Source organism: Alkalilacustris brevis, from assembly GCF_003350345.1.
Classification (GTDB): Bacteria; Pseudomonadota; Alphaproteobacteria; order Rhodobacterales; family Rhodobacteraceae; genus Alkalilacustris; species Alkalilacustris brevis.
In genome coordinates this window covers 24,231-42,987 of the sequence record NZ_QNVJ01000097.1, presented here as the reverse complement: position 1 = coordinate 42,987, position 18,757 = coordinate 24,231, and the positions used below count along the sequence as shown (strand labels likewise).

General features: G+C 65.4%; 18 protein-coding genes. 8 read left to right on the top strand and 10 right to left on the bottom strand.

Features of this window, described 5'->3' with window-relative positions:
* The first annotated feature begins 4 nt into the window (after window positions 1–4).
* The 3 genes from DQ229_RS15170 to DQ229_RS15160 are packed head-to-tail and all read left to right on the top strand — an operon-like array spanning window position 5 to window position 4,783.
* Window positions 5–2,020 (top strand): tripartite tricarboxylate transporter permease, encoded by a 2,016-nt coding sequence (locus DQ229_RS15170; RefSeq protein WP_114967111.1) that lies wholly within the window; start codon window positions 5–7, stop codon window positions 2,018–2,020.
* A gap of 1 nt (window position 2,021) precedes the next feature.
* Window positions 2,022–3,128, top strand: a complete 1,107-nt coding sequence (locus DQ229_RS15165) for a 4-oxalomesaconate tautomerase (protein WP_114967110.1) — start codon at window positions 2,022–2,024, stop codon at window positions 3,126–3,128.
* Window positions 3,125–4,783, top strand: coding sequence for a thiamine pyrophosphate-binding protein (locus DQ229_RS15160; protein ID WP_114967109.1), 1,659 nt, complete (start codon window positions 3,125–3,127; stop codon window positions 4,781–4,783). The genes DQ229_RS15165 and DQ229_RS15160 overlap by 4 nt, the downstream gene beginning before the upstream one ends.
* Window positions 4,784–5,080: 297 nt before the next feature.
* Here the strand turns inward: DQ229_RS15160 and DQ229_RS15155 are convergent, their stop codons facing one another.
* On the bottom strand, window positions 5,081–5,971 hold the full coding sequence (locus tag DQ229_RS15155; RefSeq protein ID WP_114967108.1) for a LysR family transcriptional regulator: 891 nt from the start codon (window positions 5,969–5,971) through the stop codon (window positions 5,081–5,083).
* Between the two features lie 163 nt (window positions 5,972–6,134).
* Between DQ229_RS15155 and DQ229_RS15150 the strand changes: the two genes are divergently transcribed.
* The gene (locus DQ229_RS15150; RefSeq protein WP_114967107.1) at window positions 6,135–6,488 is read left to right on the top strand and encodes a hypothetical protein; all 354 of its coding nucleotides are present in this window, start codon (window positions 6,135–6,137) and stop codon (window positions 6,486–6,488) included.
* Window positions 6,489–6,560: 72 nt separating this feature from the next.
* On the top strand, window positions 6,561–7,628 hold the full coding sequence (locus tag DQ229_RS15145; RefSeq protein ID WP_162300897.1) for an Ldh family oxidoreductase: 1,068 nt from the start codon (window positions 6,561–6,563) through the stop codon (window positions 7,626–7,628).
* A 205-nt stretch (window positions 7,629–7,833) separates the two neighbouring features.
* On the opposite strand, the gene DQ229_RS15140 is transcribed toward DQ229_RS15145, so the two are convergent.
* On the bottom strand, window positions 7,834–8,598 hold the full coding sequence (locus DQ229_RS15140; RefSeq protein ID WP_114967105.1) for an SDR family NAD(P)-dependent oxidoreductase: 765 nt from the start codon (window positions 8,596–8,598) through the stop codon (window positions 7,834–7,836).
* Between the two features lie 219 nt (window positions 8,599–8,817).
* Here DQ229_RS15140 and DQ229_RS15135 point away from each other — a divergent pair, with 219 nt between their 5' ends.
* Window positions 8,818–10,137 (top strand): replication-associated recombination protein A, encoded by a 1,320-nt coding sequence (locus tag DQ229_RS15135; RefSeq protein ID WP_114967104.1) that lies wholly within the window; start codon window positions 8,818–8,820, stop codon window positions 10,135–10,137.
* A gap of 71 nt (window positions 10,138–10,208) precedes the next feature.
* Here the strand turns inward: DQ229_RS15135 and DQ229_RS15130 are convergent, their stop codons facing one another.
* The 4 genes from DQ229_RS15130 to DQ229_RS15115 form a co-directional block, all read right to left on the bottom strand.
* Window positions 10,209–10,493 carry an NfeD family protein gene (locus DQ229_RS15130; protein WP_114967103.1) on the bottom strand — a complete coding sequence of 95 codons (285 nt, stop codon included), beginning with the start codon at window positions 10,491–10,493 and terminating at the stop codon, window positions 10,209–10,211.
* Entirely contained in the window at window positions 10,493–11,389 is an 897-nt protein-coding gene (locus DQ229_RS15125) for an SPFH domain-containing protein (protein WP_114967102.1), read from the bottom strand. The genes DQ229_RS15130 and DQ229_RS15125 overlap by 1 nt, the downstream gene beginning before the upstream one ends.
* A gap of 103 nt (window positions 11,390–11,492) precedes the next feature.
* Window positions 11,493–12,980: a glycerol kinase GlpK gene (gene glpK / locus DQ229_RS15120; protein WP_114967101.1), complete on the bottom strand. Its 1,488-nt coding sequence runs from the start codon at window positions 12,978–12,980 to the stop codon at window positions 11,493–11,495.
* 159 nt (window positions 12,981–13,139) lie between these two features.
* Window positions 13,140–14,126: a hypothetical protein gene (locus DQ229_RS15115; protein ID WP_114967100.1), complete on the bottom strand. Its 987-nt coding sequence runs from the start codon at window positions 14,124–14,126 to the stop codon at window positions 13,140–13,142.
* Window positions 14,127–14,393: 267 nt separating this feature from the next.
* Here DQ229_RS15115 and DQ229_RS15110 point away from each other — a divergent pair, with 267 nt between their 5' ends.
* Entirely contained in the window at window positions 14,394–14,996 is a 603-nt protein-coding gene (locus tag DQ229_RS15110; protein ID WP_114967099.1) for a LolA family protein, read from the top strand.
* 38 nt (window positions 14,997–15,034) lie between these two features.
* Here DQ229_RS15110 and DQ229_RS15105 read toward each other — a convergent pair whose 3' ends face one another.
* Window positions 15,035–15,619: a transglycosylase SLT domain-containing protein gene (locus tag DQ229_RS15105; protein WP_114967098.1), complete on the bottom strand. Its 585-nt coding sequence runs from the start codon at window positions 15,617–15,619 to the stop codon at window positions 15,035–15,037.
* 245 nt (window positions 15,620–15,864) lie between these two features.
* Here DQ229_RS15105 and hspQ point away from each other — a divergent pair, with 245 nt between their 5' ends.
* Window positions 15,865–16,191, top strand: a complete 327-nt coding sequence (hspQ, locus tag DQ229_RS15100; protein WP_114967097.1) for a heat shock protein HspQ — start codon at window positions 15,865–15,867, stop codon at window positions 16,189–16,191.
* A gap of 586 nt (window positions 16,192–16,777) precedes the next feature.
* Here the strand turns inward: hspQ and DQ229_RS15095 are convergent.
* The 3 genes from DQ229_RS15095 to DQ229_RS15085 form a co-directional block, all read right to left on the bottom strand.
* Window positions 16,778–17,206: an ATP-binding protein gene (locus DQ229_RS15095; protein ID WP_274378851.1), complete on the bottom strand. Its 429-nt coding sequence runs from the start codon at window positions 17,204–17,206 to the stop codon at window positions 16,778–16,780.
* Between the two features lie 70 nt (window positions 17,207–17,276).
* Window positions 17,277–17,621, bottom strand: coding sequence for an STAS domain-containing protein (locus DQ229_RS15090; protein ID WP_114967095.1), 345 nt, complete (start codon window positions 17,619–17,621; stop codon window positions 17,277–17,279).
* Between the two features lie 99 nt (window positions 17,622–17,720).
* The gene (locus tag DQ229_RS15085) at window positions 17,721–18,743 is read right to left on the bottom strand and encodes a ribose-phosphate pyrophosphokinase (RefSeq protein WP_114967094.1); all 1,023 of its coding nucleotides are present in this window, start codon (window positions 18,741–18,743) and stop codon (window positions 17,721–17,723) included.
* Window positions 18,744–18,757: the final 14 nt, after the last annotated feature.

Genomic DNA, 18,757 nt, shown 5'->3' with positions numbered 1-18,757 from the left:
ATCCATGGACTTGATCGCAACGGCCCTGCCGGCCCTGGAACAGGCGATTTACCTGATCCTGCAGCCGGAACAGATCATGTATCTTATCGTGGGCATTCTGCTCGGGCTGTCGGTGGGTATCCTGCCCGGCCTCGGGGGGATTGCCGGCCTATCGCTGGTGCTGCCCTTCGTCTACGGGATGGACCCGGTTTCGGGCCTCGCGCTCATGGTCGGCCTGGTCGCCGTCATCCCGACATCGGACACCTTCTCGTCCGTGCTGATGGGGATTCCCGGCTCGACTGCCTCGCAGGCAACCGTTCTCGACGGGTTTCCGCTGACCCGCAAGGGCCAGGCGGCGCGGGCGCTCTCGGCCGCGTTCATTTCATCGCTTTTCGGCGGCATCATTGGCGCCATCATCCTGACATTCTTCATCTTCATAGCGCGACCGGTCATCCTGGCCTTCAACATACCGGCGATGCTGATGGTGATCGTCCTGGGCCTGTCCATGGTGGCGATCCTTGCCGGTCGCGTGCCACTCAAGGGCGTCGTCGCGGCGGGGCTGGGCCTGCTTGCCGGCACGATCGGCACCGCTGGCGCCGGCGGCAGCCTGCGGATCGCCTCTTATGACTACCCCTACCTGGTTGACGGGCTTCAACTGGTCATCATCGGCCTTGGCATCTACGCCATCCCCGAGATCGTCTCGCTCCTGCGTCAGGACAAGTCGATTTCGCGCGATGGCAAGCTGGGCGAAGGCTGGATGACCGGCCTGCAGGACTGGTGGCAGAACAAGTGGCTCTCGGCCCGCTGCTCGATCCTGGGGGTGCTGATCGGCACGATTCCCGGCCTTGGCGGCTCGGTCGTGGACTGGATCGCCTATGGCTTCACCGTGCAGACCGCCAAGGACAAGTCGCAATTCGGCTCAGGCGATATCCGTGGCGTGATCGGGCCGGAATCCTCGAACAACGCCAAGGAAGGCGGCGGGCTGGTGCCCACGCTGATCTTCGGCATTCCCGGCTCGGGCTCGATGGCGATCTTCATCGGCGGCCTGGCGCTGCTGGGCTACGAGGCCGGGCCGCACATGGTGCGCAACAACCTCGACATCACCTATACGATCGTCTGGTCGCTGGCGCTGGCCAACGTCTTCGGCGCGGGGCTGTGCATCCTGCTGTCGGGGCAGATCGCGAAGATCACCACGATCCGTTTCGCGCTGATCGCGCCCTACCTGTTCATGATCATCACCTTCGCCGCCTTCCAGTCGAGCATGCGGCTGGGCGACCTGATCGCGCTGGTGGCCATCGGCTGTCTTGGCATCTTCCTGCGGCGGTTTGACTATTCGCGCCCGGCTTTCCTGATCGGCTTCGTGCTGTCGTATCGGGCCGAGAACTATGCCAACCAGGTTTACCAGATCGCCGGATCGCGGTTCCGCCGCAGCTTCGAGATGGGGATGGATTACATCGCGACCCCCCTGACGATGACGCTTCTGGCCATCACACTGCTGTCGATCGTTGTCGGCATTCGCCAATCGAAGAACATCCGCGAGAACGCCAATGTCTACACCGCGACCAAGACGGCACCGGCGCTTTTCCTCGCCGCGCTGACGGGTTACACGGCCTACGCGGTCTTTGACGCCTCGGGCATCACCCGCACCGGCGACAAGATCTTCCCGATCATCGTGGGCCTGATCACGCTGCTGGCCTGTAGCGCGCTGATCGTGAAGATGTTCATGAAGCCGGCCACCGATCCGGTCTTCATGGACCTCGAGGCCGGCGGCGACGATGGCAACGCCGACCATGGCTTGTGGGGCACACTGATGTGGCTGGTCAGCCTGGTCGTTCTGTCGTCCCTGGCCGGGTTCGTGATCGGGGCCACGCTGTTCCTGATCGGCTTCTTCAAGTATCGTGCCCGGCTGTCATGGCTGTGGTCTCTGATCGCTGCGGCGGCCGGTATCGGCTTCATCCTTTTCCTTGCATCCTCCCTCGGGCGCGACTTCCCGCCGGGGCTGCTGCAAGCCTATGTCTCCCTCCCCTGGCCATTGAGATAACATGACCCAGACACCTGTACCTTACCTCTTCCTGCGCGGGGGCAGCTCGCGCGGGCCATACTTCAACCGCGCCGATCTGCCCGAAGATCGCGACACCCTGTCGGAACTGCTGATGGCAGTCGTCGGTGCAGGGCATTCCTACAACGTGGACGGGATCGGCGGGGGCACCGCCGTGACCACCAAGGTGGCGATGCTCAGCCCCTCCGACGATCCCGATTGCGACGTGGACTACTTCTTCGCCCAGGTCGCGGTGGAGAAACGCGAGGTTGATTACAAACCCACCTGCGGCAACATGCTGGTGGGCGTGGGCCCCGCCGCAATCGAGATGGGCCTCGTTCCTGTCACCGGCGATGAAACCCGCGTGCGCATCCACGCGGTCAACACCGGCGCCCGGGTCGAGGCGATCGTGCAGACCCCGGGTGGCAAGGTGCGCTATGACGGCGACACCGCCATCGACGGGGTGCCGGGCACCGCCGCACCCGTACAGTTGCAGTTTCTCGACGTGGTCGGGACAAGCTGCGGTGCGCTGCTGCCCACCGGCAATGCCCGCGACGTGATCGACGGGCTCGCGGTCACCTGCATCGACGTCGCCATGCCGATGATGATCGCGCGGGCCGAGGATGTGGGCCTGACCGGCTATGAAACCCCCGAAGAGTTGGACAACAACACCGCGCTGATGGACCGGCTCGAGGCAATCCGCCTGAAAGCCGGCGAGATGATGGGCCTGGGCGATGTGCGCCAGTCGGTCACGCCCAAGATCGGGCTGCTATCGAAACCCCGCCACGGCGGCGCGATCTCGGCACGGTATTTCATGCCGTGGAAGTGCCACCCCACGATGGCCGTGACCGGCTCGCAATGCATTGCCTCCTGCGCGCTGACCCCCGGCACCGTGGCCGAGGGGCTGGTGGACCGCCCCGAGGGCAACCCGGCGCTGATGCGGATCGAGCACCCCTCGGGCCATATCGACGTGACCGTCGATTACAGCGTCGGCCCCGAAGGGTTCGACCTGCGCTCGGCCGGGCTGATCCGCACCGCGCGGCTGATCGCGCGGGGCGAATTGATGGTGCCGGCCGGCATCCTCCCCGGCAAAAAGGAGAAAGCTGCATGAGCCAGCGCAAGACCTATGACGTTCTGGCCGCAGCATTTGCACAGGAAGGCATCGAAAACTGCTTCACCCTGATGGGCGATGCCAACATGAACTGGGCCACCCGGCTGTCGGAAACCGGCGTGCGGATGATCTATGTCCGGCACGAGCACTGCGCCGTCGCCGCCGCCATGGCCGAGGCACGCAAGCGCGATGATGTCGGTGTGGCGACAGTGACCTGCGGCCCGGGGCTGACCCAGGTGCTTACCGCCCTGCCCGCCGCCGTGCGCGCCAATATCCCGATGGTGATCTTCGCCGGGGAATCGCCGCTCAAGCTGAGCTGGTACAACCAGATGCTCGACCAGGGGCCGCTGATCACCGGCACCGGCGCCGCCTATCACCGGCTGCACCATGTCGAAACCATGCCGCGCCGCATCCGCGACGCCTTCCTGCAGGCCCGGATGGAGCGCCGCCCGGTCGTACTGGGCGTGCCGTTCGACCTGCAGGACCTGCCCTGGCCGGGCGGCGACACGCTGCCCGAGCCCTCGCGCAACATGCTGCCCCAGGTCGGCGCCATGCCGCCCAACCCCGATGACATCGCCGCCGCCGCCGAGCGTGTGGCCGGCGCACGGCGCATCGTCATCATGGCGGGGATGGGTGCGGTGCATTCGCCCGGCGCGGCCCAGGCCTGCCGCGCGCTGGCCGAGCGCGTCGACGGGCTGCTGTGCACCACCCTGCCCGCCCGCGGGCTGTTCCACGACGATCCGTTCTCGCTCAATGTCGCAGGCGGGTTCTCGTCGGAGATCGCGCGCGAATGCCTGGGCGAGGCAGACCTGATCATCGCCGTCGGCACCATCCTGGCGCATCACAATGCCGCCGGCGGCAAGCTCTTTCCCAAGGCGCATGTGCTGCAGATTGACACCAAGCCGCTGACCATCAGCCAGGGCCGGGTCGCCGCCGACAGCCATGTGCGTGCCGATGCGCGCCTGGGCGCCGAGGCGCTGACCGCCGCCGTGCCCGCGCGCCCGGTCAAGTGGCGCAGCGACGACATGGCCCGCCGCATTCGCGAGACCGAAATCGACAGCGCCGAGTTCGCCCACGAAGAAGGCGTGCACGACCCGCGCGACGTGGCCGCAGCCTTCGAGGCGCATGTGCCGGCCGACTGGCAACTGGTCAATTCGTCGGGGCATTGCTCGTTCTACGTGGCACACATGCCCTCGCGCCCGCAGGAGAACTTCCTGACGATCCGCGAGTTCGGCGCAATCGGCAACGGCATCTCGTTTGCGATGGGGGTCGCCGCCGCACGGCCCGACAGCACCGTTGTGCTGTTCGACGGCGACGGCAGCCTGATGATGCATGTGCAGGAGCTTGAAACGATCCGCCGGCACAATCTCAACATCCTGATCTGCGTGATGAATGACGGCGCATACGGGTCCGAGATCCACAAGCTGCGCTCAGAGGGGCTTTCGGACGCGGGCGCCGTGTTCGGCCGCACCGACCTGGCCGCGATCGCGCGCGGCTTCGGCCTGGGGGGCGAAACGGTCAATGACCTGGCCGACCTGCCCCGCCTGATTGAAGAGTTCCGGAAGACCGGCGGCGCCGCCGTCTGGGATTTCCCGATATCCGATCAGGTTATCTCGCCGGTGATCCGCGGCGCCCATCCGCCGCGAAAAGCCTGAACACGGCGAACGCTCCGGGATCGGGATGCGGAGCCCACGGAAATGCCGCTTTTCGGTGCGGCCACGGCCGCACCGAAGCCTCCGGCGGGGATATTTTTCTCAAAGTGAAGCGGCAGGCGCGCCCCCGTCCCTTCACTGTGAAGAAAATATCCGCGCCGCAGGCCCCCGCCGGCAAAGGTGCGCGCGATTGGCTCTTTCTCGCGCCCGGGCTTTCTGCGCGCGAGAAAGGGACACGACGCGGCGCTGCCCGGCGGAGGTTGGGTCTCAAGCGGCTCGTGGACATGCCCTGATGATGGTTCACAGCGCCGACAAGCGGCTGCTGATCATGTCAGCCAGTTCCGCGGCCGGTTCCGACAGCGGCACGCCGCGTCGGGTATAGATACCCAGCGGGCGGGACATCTCGATATCCTCAAACTCCAGTGCGACCAGCCGGCCTGCCGAAAGGTAGGTGGTCAGCTTGGGCAGCACCGTCACCGCAAGCCCGGCGGCGACCAGGCTCATCGCGGTGGCGGCATTCTGCACCTCGTAGCGCCATGTCATGCGGTCGCTGTATTCGCCCAGCGCATCATCGACCAGCTTGCGGTTGGTATGCTGGGTGCGGATGCGGGCGAAAGGCTCGCCGATCAGATCTTCGCGGGTAATGCTGCGCCGCGCGGCGAGCGGGTGGTCGCGGCGCACAAGCAGCACATAGGGTTCGGTAAAGAGCGGCTTTGCCTCGAGATCCCAGTGGCTGGCGCCGGAAATCGTCACCCCGAATTCGGCCTCGCCCGAGCGCACCAGTTCGATCACCTGGCTGACCGGCTGATCGTGCAATTGCAGCATCAGCCGGGGGTAGCGTTCGGTAAACTGTTGCAGCAGCGCAGGCAAGTAATAGTTGGCGACGGTCGGGATACAGGCGAAGGCCAGCCGCTGGTTCGACTGCCGCCCCTGCTTGCGCATCGTCCCGTAGATATGGGTCAGTTCCGACAGGTGATGCCGGATCTGCGGCAGAACCTGCTGCCCGGCCGATGTGAGCGACACCTCGCGCGTGGTCCGCACCAGAAGTTGCTGGCCGAGATCCTGCTCGACCTTCTGTATCCGGTGGCTCAGCGCCGTCTGCGAAACGTTCAGATGTGCGGCGGCGCGCTTGAAACTTCCGAAATCGGCGATTGCGACGAAGGCCTCGAAGCCCAGGTAATCGATCCGCATGGCCTTCCCCTTATCGACATTCCGCGCGCGTCCGGCACCGCCTCCCGGAATAGATATGTCATCATGGGCGGCCGTGCAGCCCCGAAACGGCCCCGGGGGCGACACCCGCCGGCCAGGATCGTGCCTGGCGCCGCGGATAACTGGCCGCCGGAGCAGATCACCAGTGTCAATCGCATTCGGCTTCGCCGAGCCGGAACCAGACCCCCGCGTTCCGGGCGAGGGTCGGGGCGAGATTTCCGGCACACAGTTCGTCCATGACAGCCGCAGCGACTCCAGCGGGCATCTGGTCTATGACCATTCTCTCAACCAGCCGCACGATGGGGCATATCTGCTGTTCCAACGGCTTGTCGAAACGCCGGACGAGGCTGCGCGCGACCCGCGCCTGATCGCACAGATGGAGAATCTGGAAACTCCTGTCGATCTGCTGGTAAACATGACACCCGAAGAGATCAGCGCCGAGATTCGCCGCAGCTGGGCAGCGTTCGAGGCTTTCGGGCACATCCACGACGAAGGCTGAGCATGACAGGGCTTGGCCGATCGTGCCAAGCAACCGGGGTCGCTGTTGCGACCCCTCCTTATGAGCGAGCACATGATGACAGAAGAAATCGGCCATATCCGCCCCAGGAACCTGGAAGCATTCATCGTCAAGGCCTTCATGCACCATGGCCTGAGCGAGGATCACGCAAACTCGGTTGCGCACACGATGATCGTGGCCAATCTGCGCGGCGTCGATACCCACGGGGTGGTGCGCAGCGGCTCGTATATCGAGCGTTTCAAGCTGAACCTCGTCAAGCCGCAGCCGGCGTTCAAGGTGGAAACACGCTATGGCTGGGCCCATGCGATCGACGCCGACAACGGCATGGGGCCGGTGGTGAGCGATTTCGCGATGAAGAAGGTGCTCGACAGCGCCGAAAGCCACGGCATCGGCGGCGCCACAGTCAGGCAAAGCAACCATTTCGGCGCGGCGCAGGTCTTTGCGCTGCAGGCGGCGGCGCAGGATTGCATCGGCATCGTGCTGTCGCCCGCGTCGAAGTCGCTGGCGCCCTTCGGCAGCATGGAGCCGCTGTTCGGCACCAACCCGATCGCGGTTGCCGCGCCCGCCGGCCGTCACGCGCCCTGGTGCCTCGACATGGCCACCAGCATTTCGGCGCGCGGCCATATCCGCATCGCCGCCCGCCGCGGAGAGCCGATCCCCGAAGGTTGGGCGCTCGACGACCAGGGCCGCCCCACCACCGATGCCGAGGCCGCGCTCAAGGGCGTGATGCTGCCTTTCGCGGGGCCCAAGGGCTCGGCGCTGGCGATGCTGGTCGACATGATGGGCGGGGCGCTCTCGGGCTCGGGCTATGCCGGCACCATCCGCGACATGACCCGCGATTTCGAGACGCCGCAGGATGTCGGGCATTTCTTCATGGCCTTCAAAATCGACGCCTTCATGCCGGTGCCAGAATACACGGCGCGGATGGAGCACATGATCGCCACGCTCAAGGCGCTGAAGCCCGCGGCCGGCTTCGACGAGGTCATGTATCCCGGCGAGCGCGAGGCCCGGCTTGCCGCCAAGCGCGAGGCCGAGGGCATCCCCATTCCCTTCGAGACGCGCAAGGTGCTTGTGCAACTTTCCGAAGAAACCGGCATCGCACTGCCCGAGGGCCTCAACTGACCCAGTCTGCGGGCATTGCCCGCAGACCACACACGGAACGAAGCGCGAAGAGGAACCCGCCTGCTTGATCGCGCAAATGGTCGCCGAAGGCTGCTTGCGCGGCGTCGGGAAGCCACCCAAGGGGCTGATCTGCAAAGCGAAAGCGGCAGGTGCCCGATGGCCCTGCCGCCTGCCGGGGCAGCCGGCGCCTCTGCACCCCGCCCGCTCAGTTCATGTAGAGCCCGCCGCTGACATGGATCGCCTGTCCAGTGATGTAGCCCGCGCTGGGATGGCAGATCGAGGCCACGATATGCGCGACATCCTCGAATTCTCCCATGCGGCCCACCAGCGACCCGCTGCCGTCTGGCAAGTCAGGCAGCTTGCCAGCAGTGGCCGAACGCTCGCCCCCTATGCGCCCCGGCACCACGCAATTGGCGGTAATGCCCGCGTGCCCGAACTCGACCGCCAGTGCCCGCGTCAGGCCGATGACCGCCGCCTTGCACGTCGAGACATGGGCGCGCTGCTTTGCCCCGATATGCGCCGACAGCCCGCCGACATTCACCACCCGGCCGCCGCCGCGCGTCAGCATCGAGCGGATCGCCTCGCGCGCGCAGAGAAACGAGCCATCGACCGTGATCGCCATCGTGTTGCGCCATTCCTCCATGGTCAGTTCGGTGAACGGCTTTTCATGGCGGACGCCGGCATTGTTGATGAGAATGTCCACACCGCCGAATTCGCTGTTGATCGCCTCGAACATCTTCAGCACATCGGCTTCCTGCGCGACATCGCCCAGGAACGCCGCGGATTTCCGGCCCATATTTCTGATTTCCTCGGCGACCTGGCTGACCTCGTCCCTCGCGGTATGGGCATGGACGGCCAGATCGGCCCCCATCCCCGCCAGTTTGAGCGCGATCGCGCGGCCGTTCCTTCGCGACGCCCCCGTCACAAGGGCAACCTTGTTTTCAAGCGGAAGGGAAGAACTGGCTTGCATGCGACATGCCCCACATTTTCAGGAAAATCATTATATAATTTACATTGATTTCACATGTTCCGTCAACGAAAAGGCAATGTTGATGGGGCCGCCCCGGCATGGGCCTCACCCCCCAACAAGGATGCGCTGAAGGACAGGCAGGCGGGCACCCGTGCGATGGCCCGGCAGATGCAAGACTGCCCGCTTTCCCCCGCGCCGTCGGAGGAGTAACCTGCCCCTATGCCCGACCTTTTTGACCAGACACCCAATGACCCCACCGCCGAGGCGCCCGGCCCGCGCCCGCTGGCCGACCGGCTGCGCCCGGCCACCCTGTCGGAGGTGATCGGGCAGGAAAAGCTGCTCGCCCCCGAGGGGCCGCTGGGCGCGATGCTGGCCTCAGGCAGCCTTTCTTCGCTTATTCTCTGGGGGCCGCCGGGGGTGGGCAAGACCACAATCGCGCGGCTGCTGTCCGGCGAGGCGGGGCTGCACTTCGTGCAGATCAGCGCCATTTTCACTGGCGTGGCCGACCTGAAAAAGGTGTTCGAGGCGGCGCGCCTGCGTCACCAGGGCGGACGCGGCACGCTTCTTTTCGTCGATGAGATTCACCGCTTCAACAAGGCCCAGCAGGATGGCTTCCTGCCCTATATGGAGGACGGCACGATCCTGCTGGTCGGCGCGACCACCGAGAACCCCTCGTTCGAGCTGAACGCCGCGCTGCTTAGTCGCGCGCAGGTTCTGGTACTTGAACGCCTCTCGCTGGCCGATCTGGAGCGGCTGGCGCAGCGGGCCGAAAAGGCATTGGGCCGGCCCCTGCCGCTGAAGGCGGAGGCGCGCGAGGCGCTTTTGGAAATGGCCGATGGCGATGGCCGCGCGCTCTTGAACCTGATCGAGCAGGTGGCGGCATGGAAGCCCGGCACACCGCTTGATCTCGACGCGCTGACAGCCCGGCTGATGCGCCGCGCCGCGCGCTACGACAAATCGGGCGACGAACATTACAACCTGATCTCGGCGCTGCACAAATCGGTGCGCGGATCGGACCCGGATGCCGCGCTGTACTGGTTCGCGCGAATGCTGGCAGGCGGCGAAGACCCGCGCTTTCTGGCGCGCCGGCTGACCCGCATGGCGGTCGAGGATATCGGCCTTGCCGACCCCCAGGCGCAGGCCGTCTGCCTGCAGGGCTGGCAAACCTATGAGCGGCTGGGCAGCCCGGAAGGTGAACTCGCGCTGGCGCAGGCGGTGATCTACCTTGCGCTGGCGCCCAAGTCGAACGCGGCCTATGCGGCCTACAAGGCGGCGGTCGCAGGGGCGAAGAAGACCGGCTCGGAACCCCCGCCCAGGCATATCCTGAACGCCCCCACCAAACTGATGAAGGATCAGGGCTATGGGGCGGGCTATGCCTATGACCATGATTTCGAGGACGGGTTTTCGGGGCAGAACTACTTTCCTGACGAGATGAGACGCCCGATCTATTACCACCCGCCCGAGCGCGGGTTCGAGCGCGAGCTGAAAAAGCGCCTCGACTGGTTCGCGAAGCTGCGCGCCAAGCGGCAGGACGGCTGAAGCGACCTGTCAGGTGGCGCCGCAAAGGCTTTCTCTGCCAACGCCGGAACCGCGGGCAGACGCCCGCGGCTTCAGTCTTCGTTGATGTCGCGCGTCCAGGTTTTTACCTGGCCTTTGCGCAGCCCAAGCGTGCGCCGCAACCCCAGCCAGACCACAAGCGACACCAGCGCGAAGACCAGCAGGGCGTTGGCCAGCCCCTCGGCCATCCAGCCCGCGGGCCATATCCCCAGCCACAGCAGCAAGCCCGTCACCACCGCGCCGATGGCGGACCCCACAAAGATGTAACCGGGCAGGAACAGCTCGAGAATGGCCAGCACCATCCCCGCCACGATCCAGAGATACCACAGATCGACCATCACGCCTTGCCCTTGAGCATGTTGAAGGCGTTGCCGAAGGCGTCGAGCGCCTGCGCCGGCACGATCACCACCTGCTTGCCCTCGCCCTCGCCCACCTTGGTCAGCGCCTCGACCTGCTTGAGCGCGACCTGATACTGCGCCGCCTCAAGCCCGTTGTCGCGGATCGCGGCGGCGATCACGCCGGTGGCGTAGGCTTCAGCGTCGGCCAGGATGCGGCGTGCCTTGGCCTCCTGTTCGGCGGCGTAGAGATCGCCCTCGGCGGCCAGTTCCACGGCGCGCTTCTTGCCCTCGGCCTCGGTCACCTGGGCGCGTCGGGCGCGTTCGGCGTTAAGCTGCTGAAGCATGGCCGCGCGCGTCGCGTCATCGAGGTTCACATCCAGCATCTCGGCCCGGGTCACAACGATGCCCCAGTCTTCCACCACATCGGCCAGCGACTCGCGGATGCGCTGGGTCAGACGCGCGCGGTTGTGCTGCACCTCGTCAAGCTCCATCGCGCCAATCTCTGAGCGCACGATCCCGGCCACGGTGGTGGCGATGGCCGGGTCAACGTCACGGATGCGATAGACCGTCTTTTCCGGCTCCATGATCCGGTAGAAGACGCTGGTTTCCACCTGCACCAGCACGTTGTCGGCAGTGATCGCATCCTGGCGCGAATTGGGAAGCTGGCGTTCCAGGATCGAAATCCGGTGCGCCACCCGGTCCAGAAACGGCACGATCAGGTTGATCCCCGGCCCCAGCACCTTCTGCAGCCGGCCGAAACGCTCGACCACATGCTTTTCCGACTGCGGCACGATCCGCACGCCAAGAAACAGCGAAATCAGGATGAACAGCGCCAGTAACAGCACGATCAGGTTGCCGCCGAAAAGCGACTCGACCGCGGCAGGGTCAAATTCCATTGCAAACCTCTTCAACCGAATGTCCTGAGGGCATCATGCGGCTCAGCGACGGAAATGCAATCGCCAAGGTGTGGGCGGCCTCCGCACCCGCGGCAAGCCCCCGTCAGACGCTAAGGGTCGCCTTCACCGCGCGCTGCCAGGCGGTATAGCGTTCGACACGCTCTTTCGCGTCCATTTCGGGGGTGAACTGGCGCTCGCATTTCCAGGCCCGGGCAAAGCCCTGCTGGCCGGGGTAAAGCCCGGCCCGCATCCCGGCCAGCCAGGCCGCGCCCAGTGCCGTCGTCTCGTGCAGGGCAGGCCGATCGACCGGCGCCCCCAGGATATCGGCCAGAAACTGCATCGCCCAGTCCGAGGCCACCATGCCGCCATCGACCCGCAGCACCGCCTCGTCCGCGCCCGCCTCCCAGTCGGCGCGCATCGCCTCCAACAGGTCGCGGGTCTGGAAACCCACGCTTTCCAGCGCCGCGCGGGCAAACTCGGCCGGCCCGGAATTGCGCGTCAGCCCGAAGATCGCGCCGCGGCAATCGGCGTTCCAGTAAGGCGCGCCCAAGCCGGTGAAGGCCGGCACGAGGATCAGCCGCTGCCCCGGATCCGCGCGTTCGGCCAGCCCCTGCGTCTCGCCCGCGTCGCGGATCAGCCCCAGCCCGTCGCGCAGCCATTGCACCACCGCCCCGGCCACGAAGATCGACCCTTCCAGCGCATAAGTCGGCCGCCCATCCAGCTGATAGGCGATCGTGGTCAGCAGCCGGTTGTGCGACGTCACCGGCACATCGCCGGTATTGAGCAGCGCGAAACACCCCGTGCCATAGGTCGATTTCATCATGCCGGGGCGGAAACAGGCCTGCCCGATCGTCGCCGCCTGCTGATCGCCCGCCACCCCGAGTATCGGAACCGGATGCCCGAACAGATCGGCGCGGGTTTCCCCGAAATCATCCGCGCAATCGCGCAACTCGGGCAACATCTGCATCGGGATATCCAGAAGCGCGCAGATCTCGTCGCTCCAGCAGCCCTTGTGGATATCGTAAAGCATGGTGCGCGCGGCATTGGTGGCGTCTGTCACATGCGCCGCGCCGCCGGTCAGCTTCCAGATCAGCCAGGTATCGACCGTACCGAAAAGCAGCTCGCCCCGCCGGGCGCGGGCCCGCGCGCCCTCCACATTCTCCAGCAGCCAGGCCAGCTTGGTGCCCGAGAAATACGAATCCGGCAACAGCCCCGTACGCCCGGTGATCAGGGCCTCATGCCCCTCGTCGCGCAGCCTGCGGCACATGCCGGCAGTGCGCCGGTCCTGCCAGACGATGGCGTTATGGATTGGCGCGCCTGTTTCGCGGTCCCAGACCACGGTCGTCTCGCGCTGGTTGGTCAGCCCGATCGCGGCAATGTCGCCGGCGCGCAGCCCCGCGCGTTCGATCGCGGCACGGGCGGTCGCGGCGGTCGAACTCCACAGATCGGCCGGGTCATGCTCCACCCAGCCGCTGGCAGGATAATGCTGCGCGAATTCCTGCTGCGCCACGGCGCAGACCTTCATCTCCCCGTCGAAGATGATCGCCCGGCTCGACGTGGTGCCCTGATCGATGGCCAGTATGTGCCCCATTCCCCCCTCCGCCAGAAGCGCACACCACCGAACCAGACAACCTGCCCGCCCCTTCTTCTTGGCGGAAATATCCCCGCCGGAGGCGGCACCGCCCTCGCAAAACGGCGCTGCGGCAACAGTTTGCGCGCCAGCCCAGAAAACACCATCGGGCCCGCCCGATCAACTGCCGGCGCCGTCGGGCTTCAGCGCCCCCGCCTCACCGCCGCCGGCGCTGAAGGCGCGTTCCTTCAGCTTGCGGAACTTGTCCGACATGCCTTCGAGCCGGGCTTCCCATTCCGGGTTCGGCTCCTGGCCTTCGATGGTCTTGAAATAGGCCTGCAGCAGGCACGCCACCGCCAGCGGCTCAAGCACCGCGGCCTTGACCGACCAGGCGAAGATCACCGCAAGCAAGACCCCCATCGCCGACCACCCGTTGGGAAAGGCATTGGCGATCAGCGCCGCGGGCGCAAGCATGATGAAGAACAGCACGATCGACAGCCCATAAACAAACACCGTGATCCAGGCCGCGTTCTTGAGCATGGGCACATAGTTCTGCCCGTAAAGCACCAGCGCCCGGCGTGCCGATTCCCAGGGGTTGGTGGCGCGGGTGCGGATGCCATAGGCCAGGATCACCTCGTCGATGAAGCCCACCGCCACCCGCAGAAAGGCGCGCAATATGCTGATCAGCTGCTTCACGCCGGGGATCGGCAGAATGGTGAACACCCCGCGGATCAGGCCGGTGATCGCCCGCAGCACCCCCTTGATGAGCTGATCGACGGCAAACAGGATGCTGGCCTCGGCAAAGCGCTCTCGCACGATGGCCTGGGCATGGCCGATCTGGCTGCGCCCGTCAGGCATGGGCCGGTTGTCGATCAGTTCGACCATCACCGCGATATGCCCGGCCTTGACCATGTAAAGGATATATTCGCGCAGCCAGTACATCACGGCCATGACCACGACAAAACCGGTCAGCCCGCCGAAAAAGGTCGAACTGGCGCGAAAGCCCTCATCGCCCAGCGCGCCGATGCCCCAGCCGATCCCGGCGCCGGTGCCGGTAATCAGCACATAGGCCAGCGCCGCGCCAAAATAGACCCCCATGCGCAGCAGCACGAAGGGCAGTGTCTGCACCATCAGGCCAATGCTGCGGCCAAAGGAAAAATCCCACATCTGGCACCTCCTGCTGCCTCTGGCGTTTCTCGCTCGCGGCCAACCTAGGGCAACGGGGCGATGCGGCGCGCCCTCCAAATGCAGGGGGCGCAACCCGCCTGCGCGGCACGTCTGGTGCCTTCCTCGCGGATGGCTTGGCGCGCGCCCCCGCCGGCCCCCATCACCGAGCCCCCACGGGCGCAGAATTCCGCCCATGTTTCAGCCCTCTCGCTCTCTCGTGATGGATTGCGGGGTGCATCGGCCAGGGCACGTGCCTATATTCGCAACATGAAACGTCGCAGCCTTTTCCTCGCCCCGCTTCTTGCCGCCACGCTGGCCCTGCCGGCCTGGGCGGAGCCGATTTCGCTTGCCGAACTGTCGCGCTATTTCAATGATTTCACGACAGCGCGGACAGAATTCACCCAGATCAACCCCGATGGCACGATCTCGACCGGGACGCTCTACATCCACCGCCCCGGGCGGATGCGGTTTGAATACGATCCGCCGGATGACAGCCTGGTGATGGCCGGAGGCGGGCAGGTTGCCATCTTTGACGGCAAGTCCAACCAGGGGCCGACGCAATACCCGCTGCGCCGCACGCCGCTCAACCTGATCCTTGCGCCCAGCGTCGACCTTGGCCGCGACCGGATGGTTGTGGCGCACCGGCAGGAGGACAACACCACAGTCGTTGTCGCGCAGGATCCGGAAAACCCCGAATACGGCAATATCCGCCTGGTCTTCACCGCCGGTCCGACCGAATTGCGCCAGTGGCGCGTGACCGATGACGCCGGGCGCGAAACCACCGTCATCCTGGGCGGGCTGGAAACCGGCGTCGCGCTTTCAAGCGCCCTGTTCAGCATCACCCACGAGGCGGAAGACCGGCGGCAATAAGGCCCCGCCGCCTGGCTGTCGCGCGGGGCCGCCTCCGGTCAGGCCCGGCACGCCCTGAGCTGCGCATCATAGCGCACCGCGCGGTCGGCCACCCCGTCGGCCACGCGCAACAGCCAGGCCTTCGCGTTGTAGCTGCCGCGCGCAAAACCCGCGTGCCCCTCGTGATAGGCCAGATACTGGTTGCGCGCATCCCATTTTGCGATGCCGTTTCGCTGCTCGGTCTTGTTCATGTACCAGCCCATGAAATCGGTCGCATCGCGGATATCGTCACGCCGCGCCCTGCGATTGCCGGTTTCGCTCTGGTACTCTTCCCATGTGCCGTCGAGCGCCTGGCTGTACCCGTAGGCCGAGGATTGTCGGCCCATGGGGATCACGCCCAGCGAATACTGGAACGGTGTGCGTGCATCTCCGATAAAACGGCTTTCGGCGTGGATCGTGGCCATCTGCACCGGCACCGGCACGCCCCAGTTGCGTTCCGCCGCGCGCATGGCCCGCAGGTAATGAGGACGCTCGCGGACGATGCTGCAGGCATCGTCCAGATTGCTTGGTGCGCTGAATCTGCCGCCGCCCCCGCAGGATGCAAGCAACAGAAGTACGACCGCGTAGCGGAAGAACCTGCCCATGACTGCCTCTCGTCGTCTTTTTTGTTGGCTGCACCTTACAGCAATTTGCCGCATGGGGAAATTCGAAACCCCCCATGCCGCCCCGCTGCCGGGTTCAGAAATCCGCGAGCGATACAAACTTGCCCCGAGGGAAGCAGGAAAATACTATCGAATCGACATTCACAGACTGTTTCCAGCCGCACCCGCCGCACCCGATGGACATCGGGCCGGGATTGAGTCTAGTAAGGGGCTTGGGGGTTCTAACCATGCTGAAGAAGCGCGCGAAATATCATCTCGGGCAGGTTGTCCGGCACCGCAAACATCCGTTTCGCGGTGTGGTTTTTGATGTCGATGCGATCTTTTCCAACACCCAGGACTGGTACGACGCGATCCCCGAAGAAAGCCGCCCGGCCAAGGACCAGCCCTTCTACCATCTGCTGGCCGAGAACGATCAGAGCTATTACGTCGCCTATGTTTCCGAGCAGAACCTGGTGCCCGACGACACTGGCGAACCCGTCGATCACCCGGACCTGTCTGAACTTTTCGGCGATTTCCAGGACGGTTTCTATCCGCTTCAAGTTCAGTTGAACTGACCCGGCCCACGCGCCCGTGCCCGGCTGGCCCGCCGCCGGCGGCGGGCGGGGCTGCGGCACAACCATCATGCGCCGGCGGCCCTTGCAGAAGGCCCGCCGACAGCAGCAACCGAATGTCCGAGGGAGGTGTCCCGGCACCGCGCCACGTTGTGGGGGCTGTAAGCGCGGCACCGGGAGAAGCCATTCCAGCTACAGGTGAATGAACGCACCCCATTGCGGCAGCGGTAGGTTGGCCGCATGGCAAAATCATGACGCTGTTGTCGCAGACGAAACAGAACAGCTTGCAGGCACCAATTCGCATCAAATCGAAAACCGATTGCATGACCGGCAACTGCCCCGGCAACGCAATTACCCGGTGCAGGTCGCGTTTGATTGGCGGCCGCCCGGGCCACTTGCGGCCAAGGCATGCACCCGCCCGCCAAGCGGTGAACGCTTGGCACATCGGCCCGGCAGGCCCCCTGCACTCCATTCCTTCACTGTGGGTGAAATATCCTCGGGGGGTCCGGGGGGCAGACAGCCCCCCGGCCTGCCCCCCTGGCGCCGCTCCGGCGGGGAACGGCCCCGAAGTAAAGCATGGCATCGCCTTTCATGGCAGTGCCATGCCGGGATCGAGCGGAATGAGAAAGCTCAGCCGGTTGCGCCCCGGTTCCCGCCGGTAGTCAAGACGTCGCGTCAGGCTTCGGATCAGGAACCAGCCGAACCCGCCCTCCGGCAACTGATCGAGCGGCACGTCATGCAGCACCTGCCGGCCCAGCGGGGGCGTGCCATCAGGCATCGGAACGCCGTGGTCGACCACCTCGAAAGTCAGCCCGTCGGGAATGCGGCACACCCTGAGTTCCACCATGCCCGGCGCACCGGCATAGGCGTGCTCTGCGACATTGTTCAGAACCTCGGCCACCACCAGTTCGGTCGAGGCCGCGCGCTCCTGGCTCAGGATGACAGGGGCAAGTCGCGCCATCAGGCATTCGAGCGTCGCGCGCACGGTCAGCGGCTGACACAGAAATCGATGGCACATCAGCAAATGCGCGGCGCTGGCCGGGCCGGACTTTCCCTTTCCCCCGGTGGCGCAGGATGCCCGGGCACCGTCACCCCGCATGACGAGCCCCTCCGATATCCGCGGGAAGCGTGTCATGGATGGTAATGATGCTGTCCATCCGCGTCAGGCGGAACACCTTTGCCACCGAGGGGGACAGACAAGCCAGTTCCAGCCGCCGCTCGGGGCCGAGTATCTTCATCACCGTCACGATCGCGCCCAGCCCGCTGCTGTCGAGAAACTGGACCGATGACAGATCGAGCACGACGCGCGCGGCCGCGTCATCGATACCGGCGCGCACGGCTTCCTTGAAGGGGATGGCGCCGGCGGCGTCGATCCGCGCGGCCTGCACCCGCATCACGATGGCATCCGAATGCCTTTCGCTCACCAGTTTCATTCAGCCCGCTCCCCGGATCCAGTACGGGGGCGATGCTAGTGAGCAAGTATTACCAATTTGTTGCAGGTTGGCAGGACGCGGCTTACACGCGCGCGAAGGTCAGCGGCCCGCGCTATACATCCCTTCGTAGATCGGGATCAGCGTATCGACATCGAACAACGAAGAAACGCTGGTGCCGCTCCAGATATTCAGGATGGCCTGCGCGAAGATCGGCGCGGTCGGCACGATGCGGATATTGGGCGCCGCGCTCACCGCTTCGGTCGGCGCGATCGAGTCGGTGATCACGAGGCTCTTGAGCACCGAATTGGTGATCCGCCCCACCGCCGGCCCCGATAGCACGCCATGGGTGATATAGGCGTGAACCTCGCGCGCGCCCGCGCCCATCAGCAGGTCGGCCGCCTTGCACAACGTGCCGGCGGTATCGCAGATATCATCGACGATGATGCAGGTGCGGTCCTTCACATCGCCGATCACGGTCATCTCGGCCACTTCGCCGGGGCGGTCGCGCCGTTTGTCGACGATGGCAAGCTGGCTGCCGGTGCGCTTGGCCAGTTCGCGCGCCCGCGACACGCCGCCCACATCGGGCGAAACCACCGTCAGGCTGTCGAGCTGGTCGCGGAAATGATGTTCGACATCGAGCGAGAAAATCGGCGCGGCATAGAGGTTGTCGACCGGGATGTCGAAAAAGCCCTGGATCTGCCCGGCGTGCAGATCGAGCGTGAGCACCCGCTCGATCCCCGCCTCGGCGATCAGGTTGGCCACCAGCTTGGCCGAGATCGGCGTGCGCGCCCGCATCCGGCGATCCTGCCGCGCATAGCCGAAATAGGGGATCACCGCCGTGATCCGCGCCGCCGAGGAGCGCCGCAGCGCATCGGCGATGATCAGCAACTCCATCAGGTTGTCATTGGCGGGGTTCGAGGTGGACTGCACGATGAACATGTCCTCGCCGCGCACGTTCTCATAAACCTCGACGAAGATTTCCTGGTCGTTAAACCGTTCGACCCGCGCATCGACCAGGCTGACCGACATGCCCCTATGCAGCGACATGCGCCGCGCGATGGCTGTTGCAAGCGGTCGGTTGGCATTGCCGGAAATCAGCTTAGGTTCGGTGATCGCGGGCATTGGCGGCTGTCCTC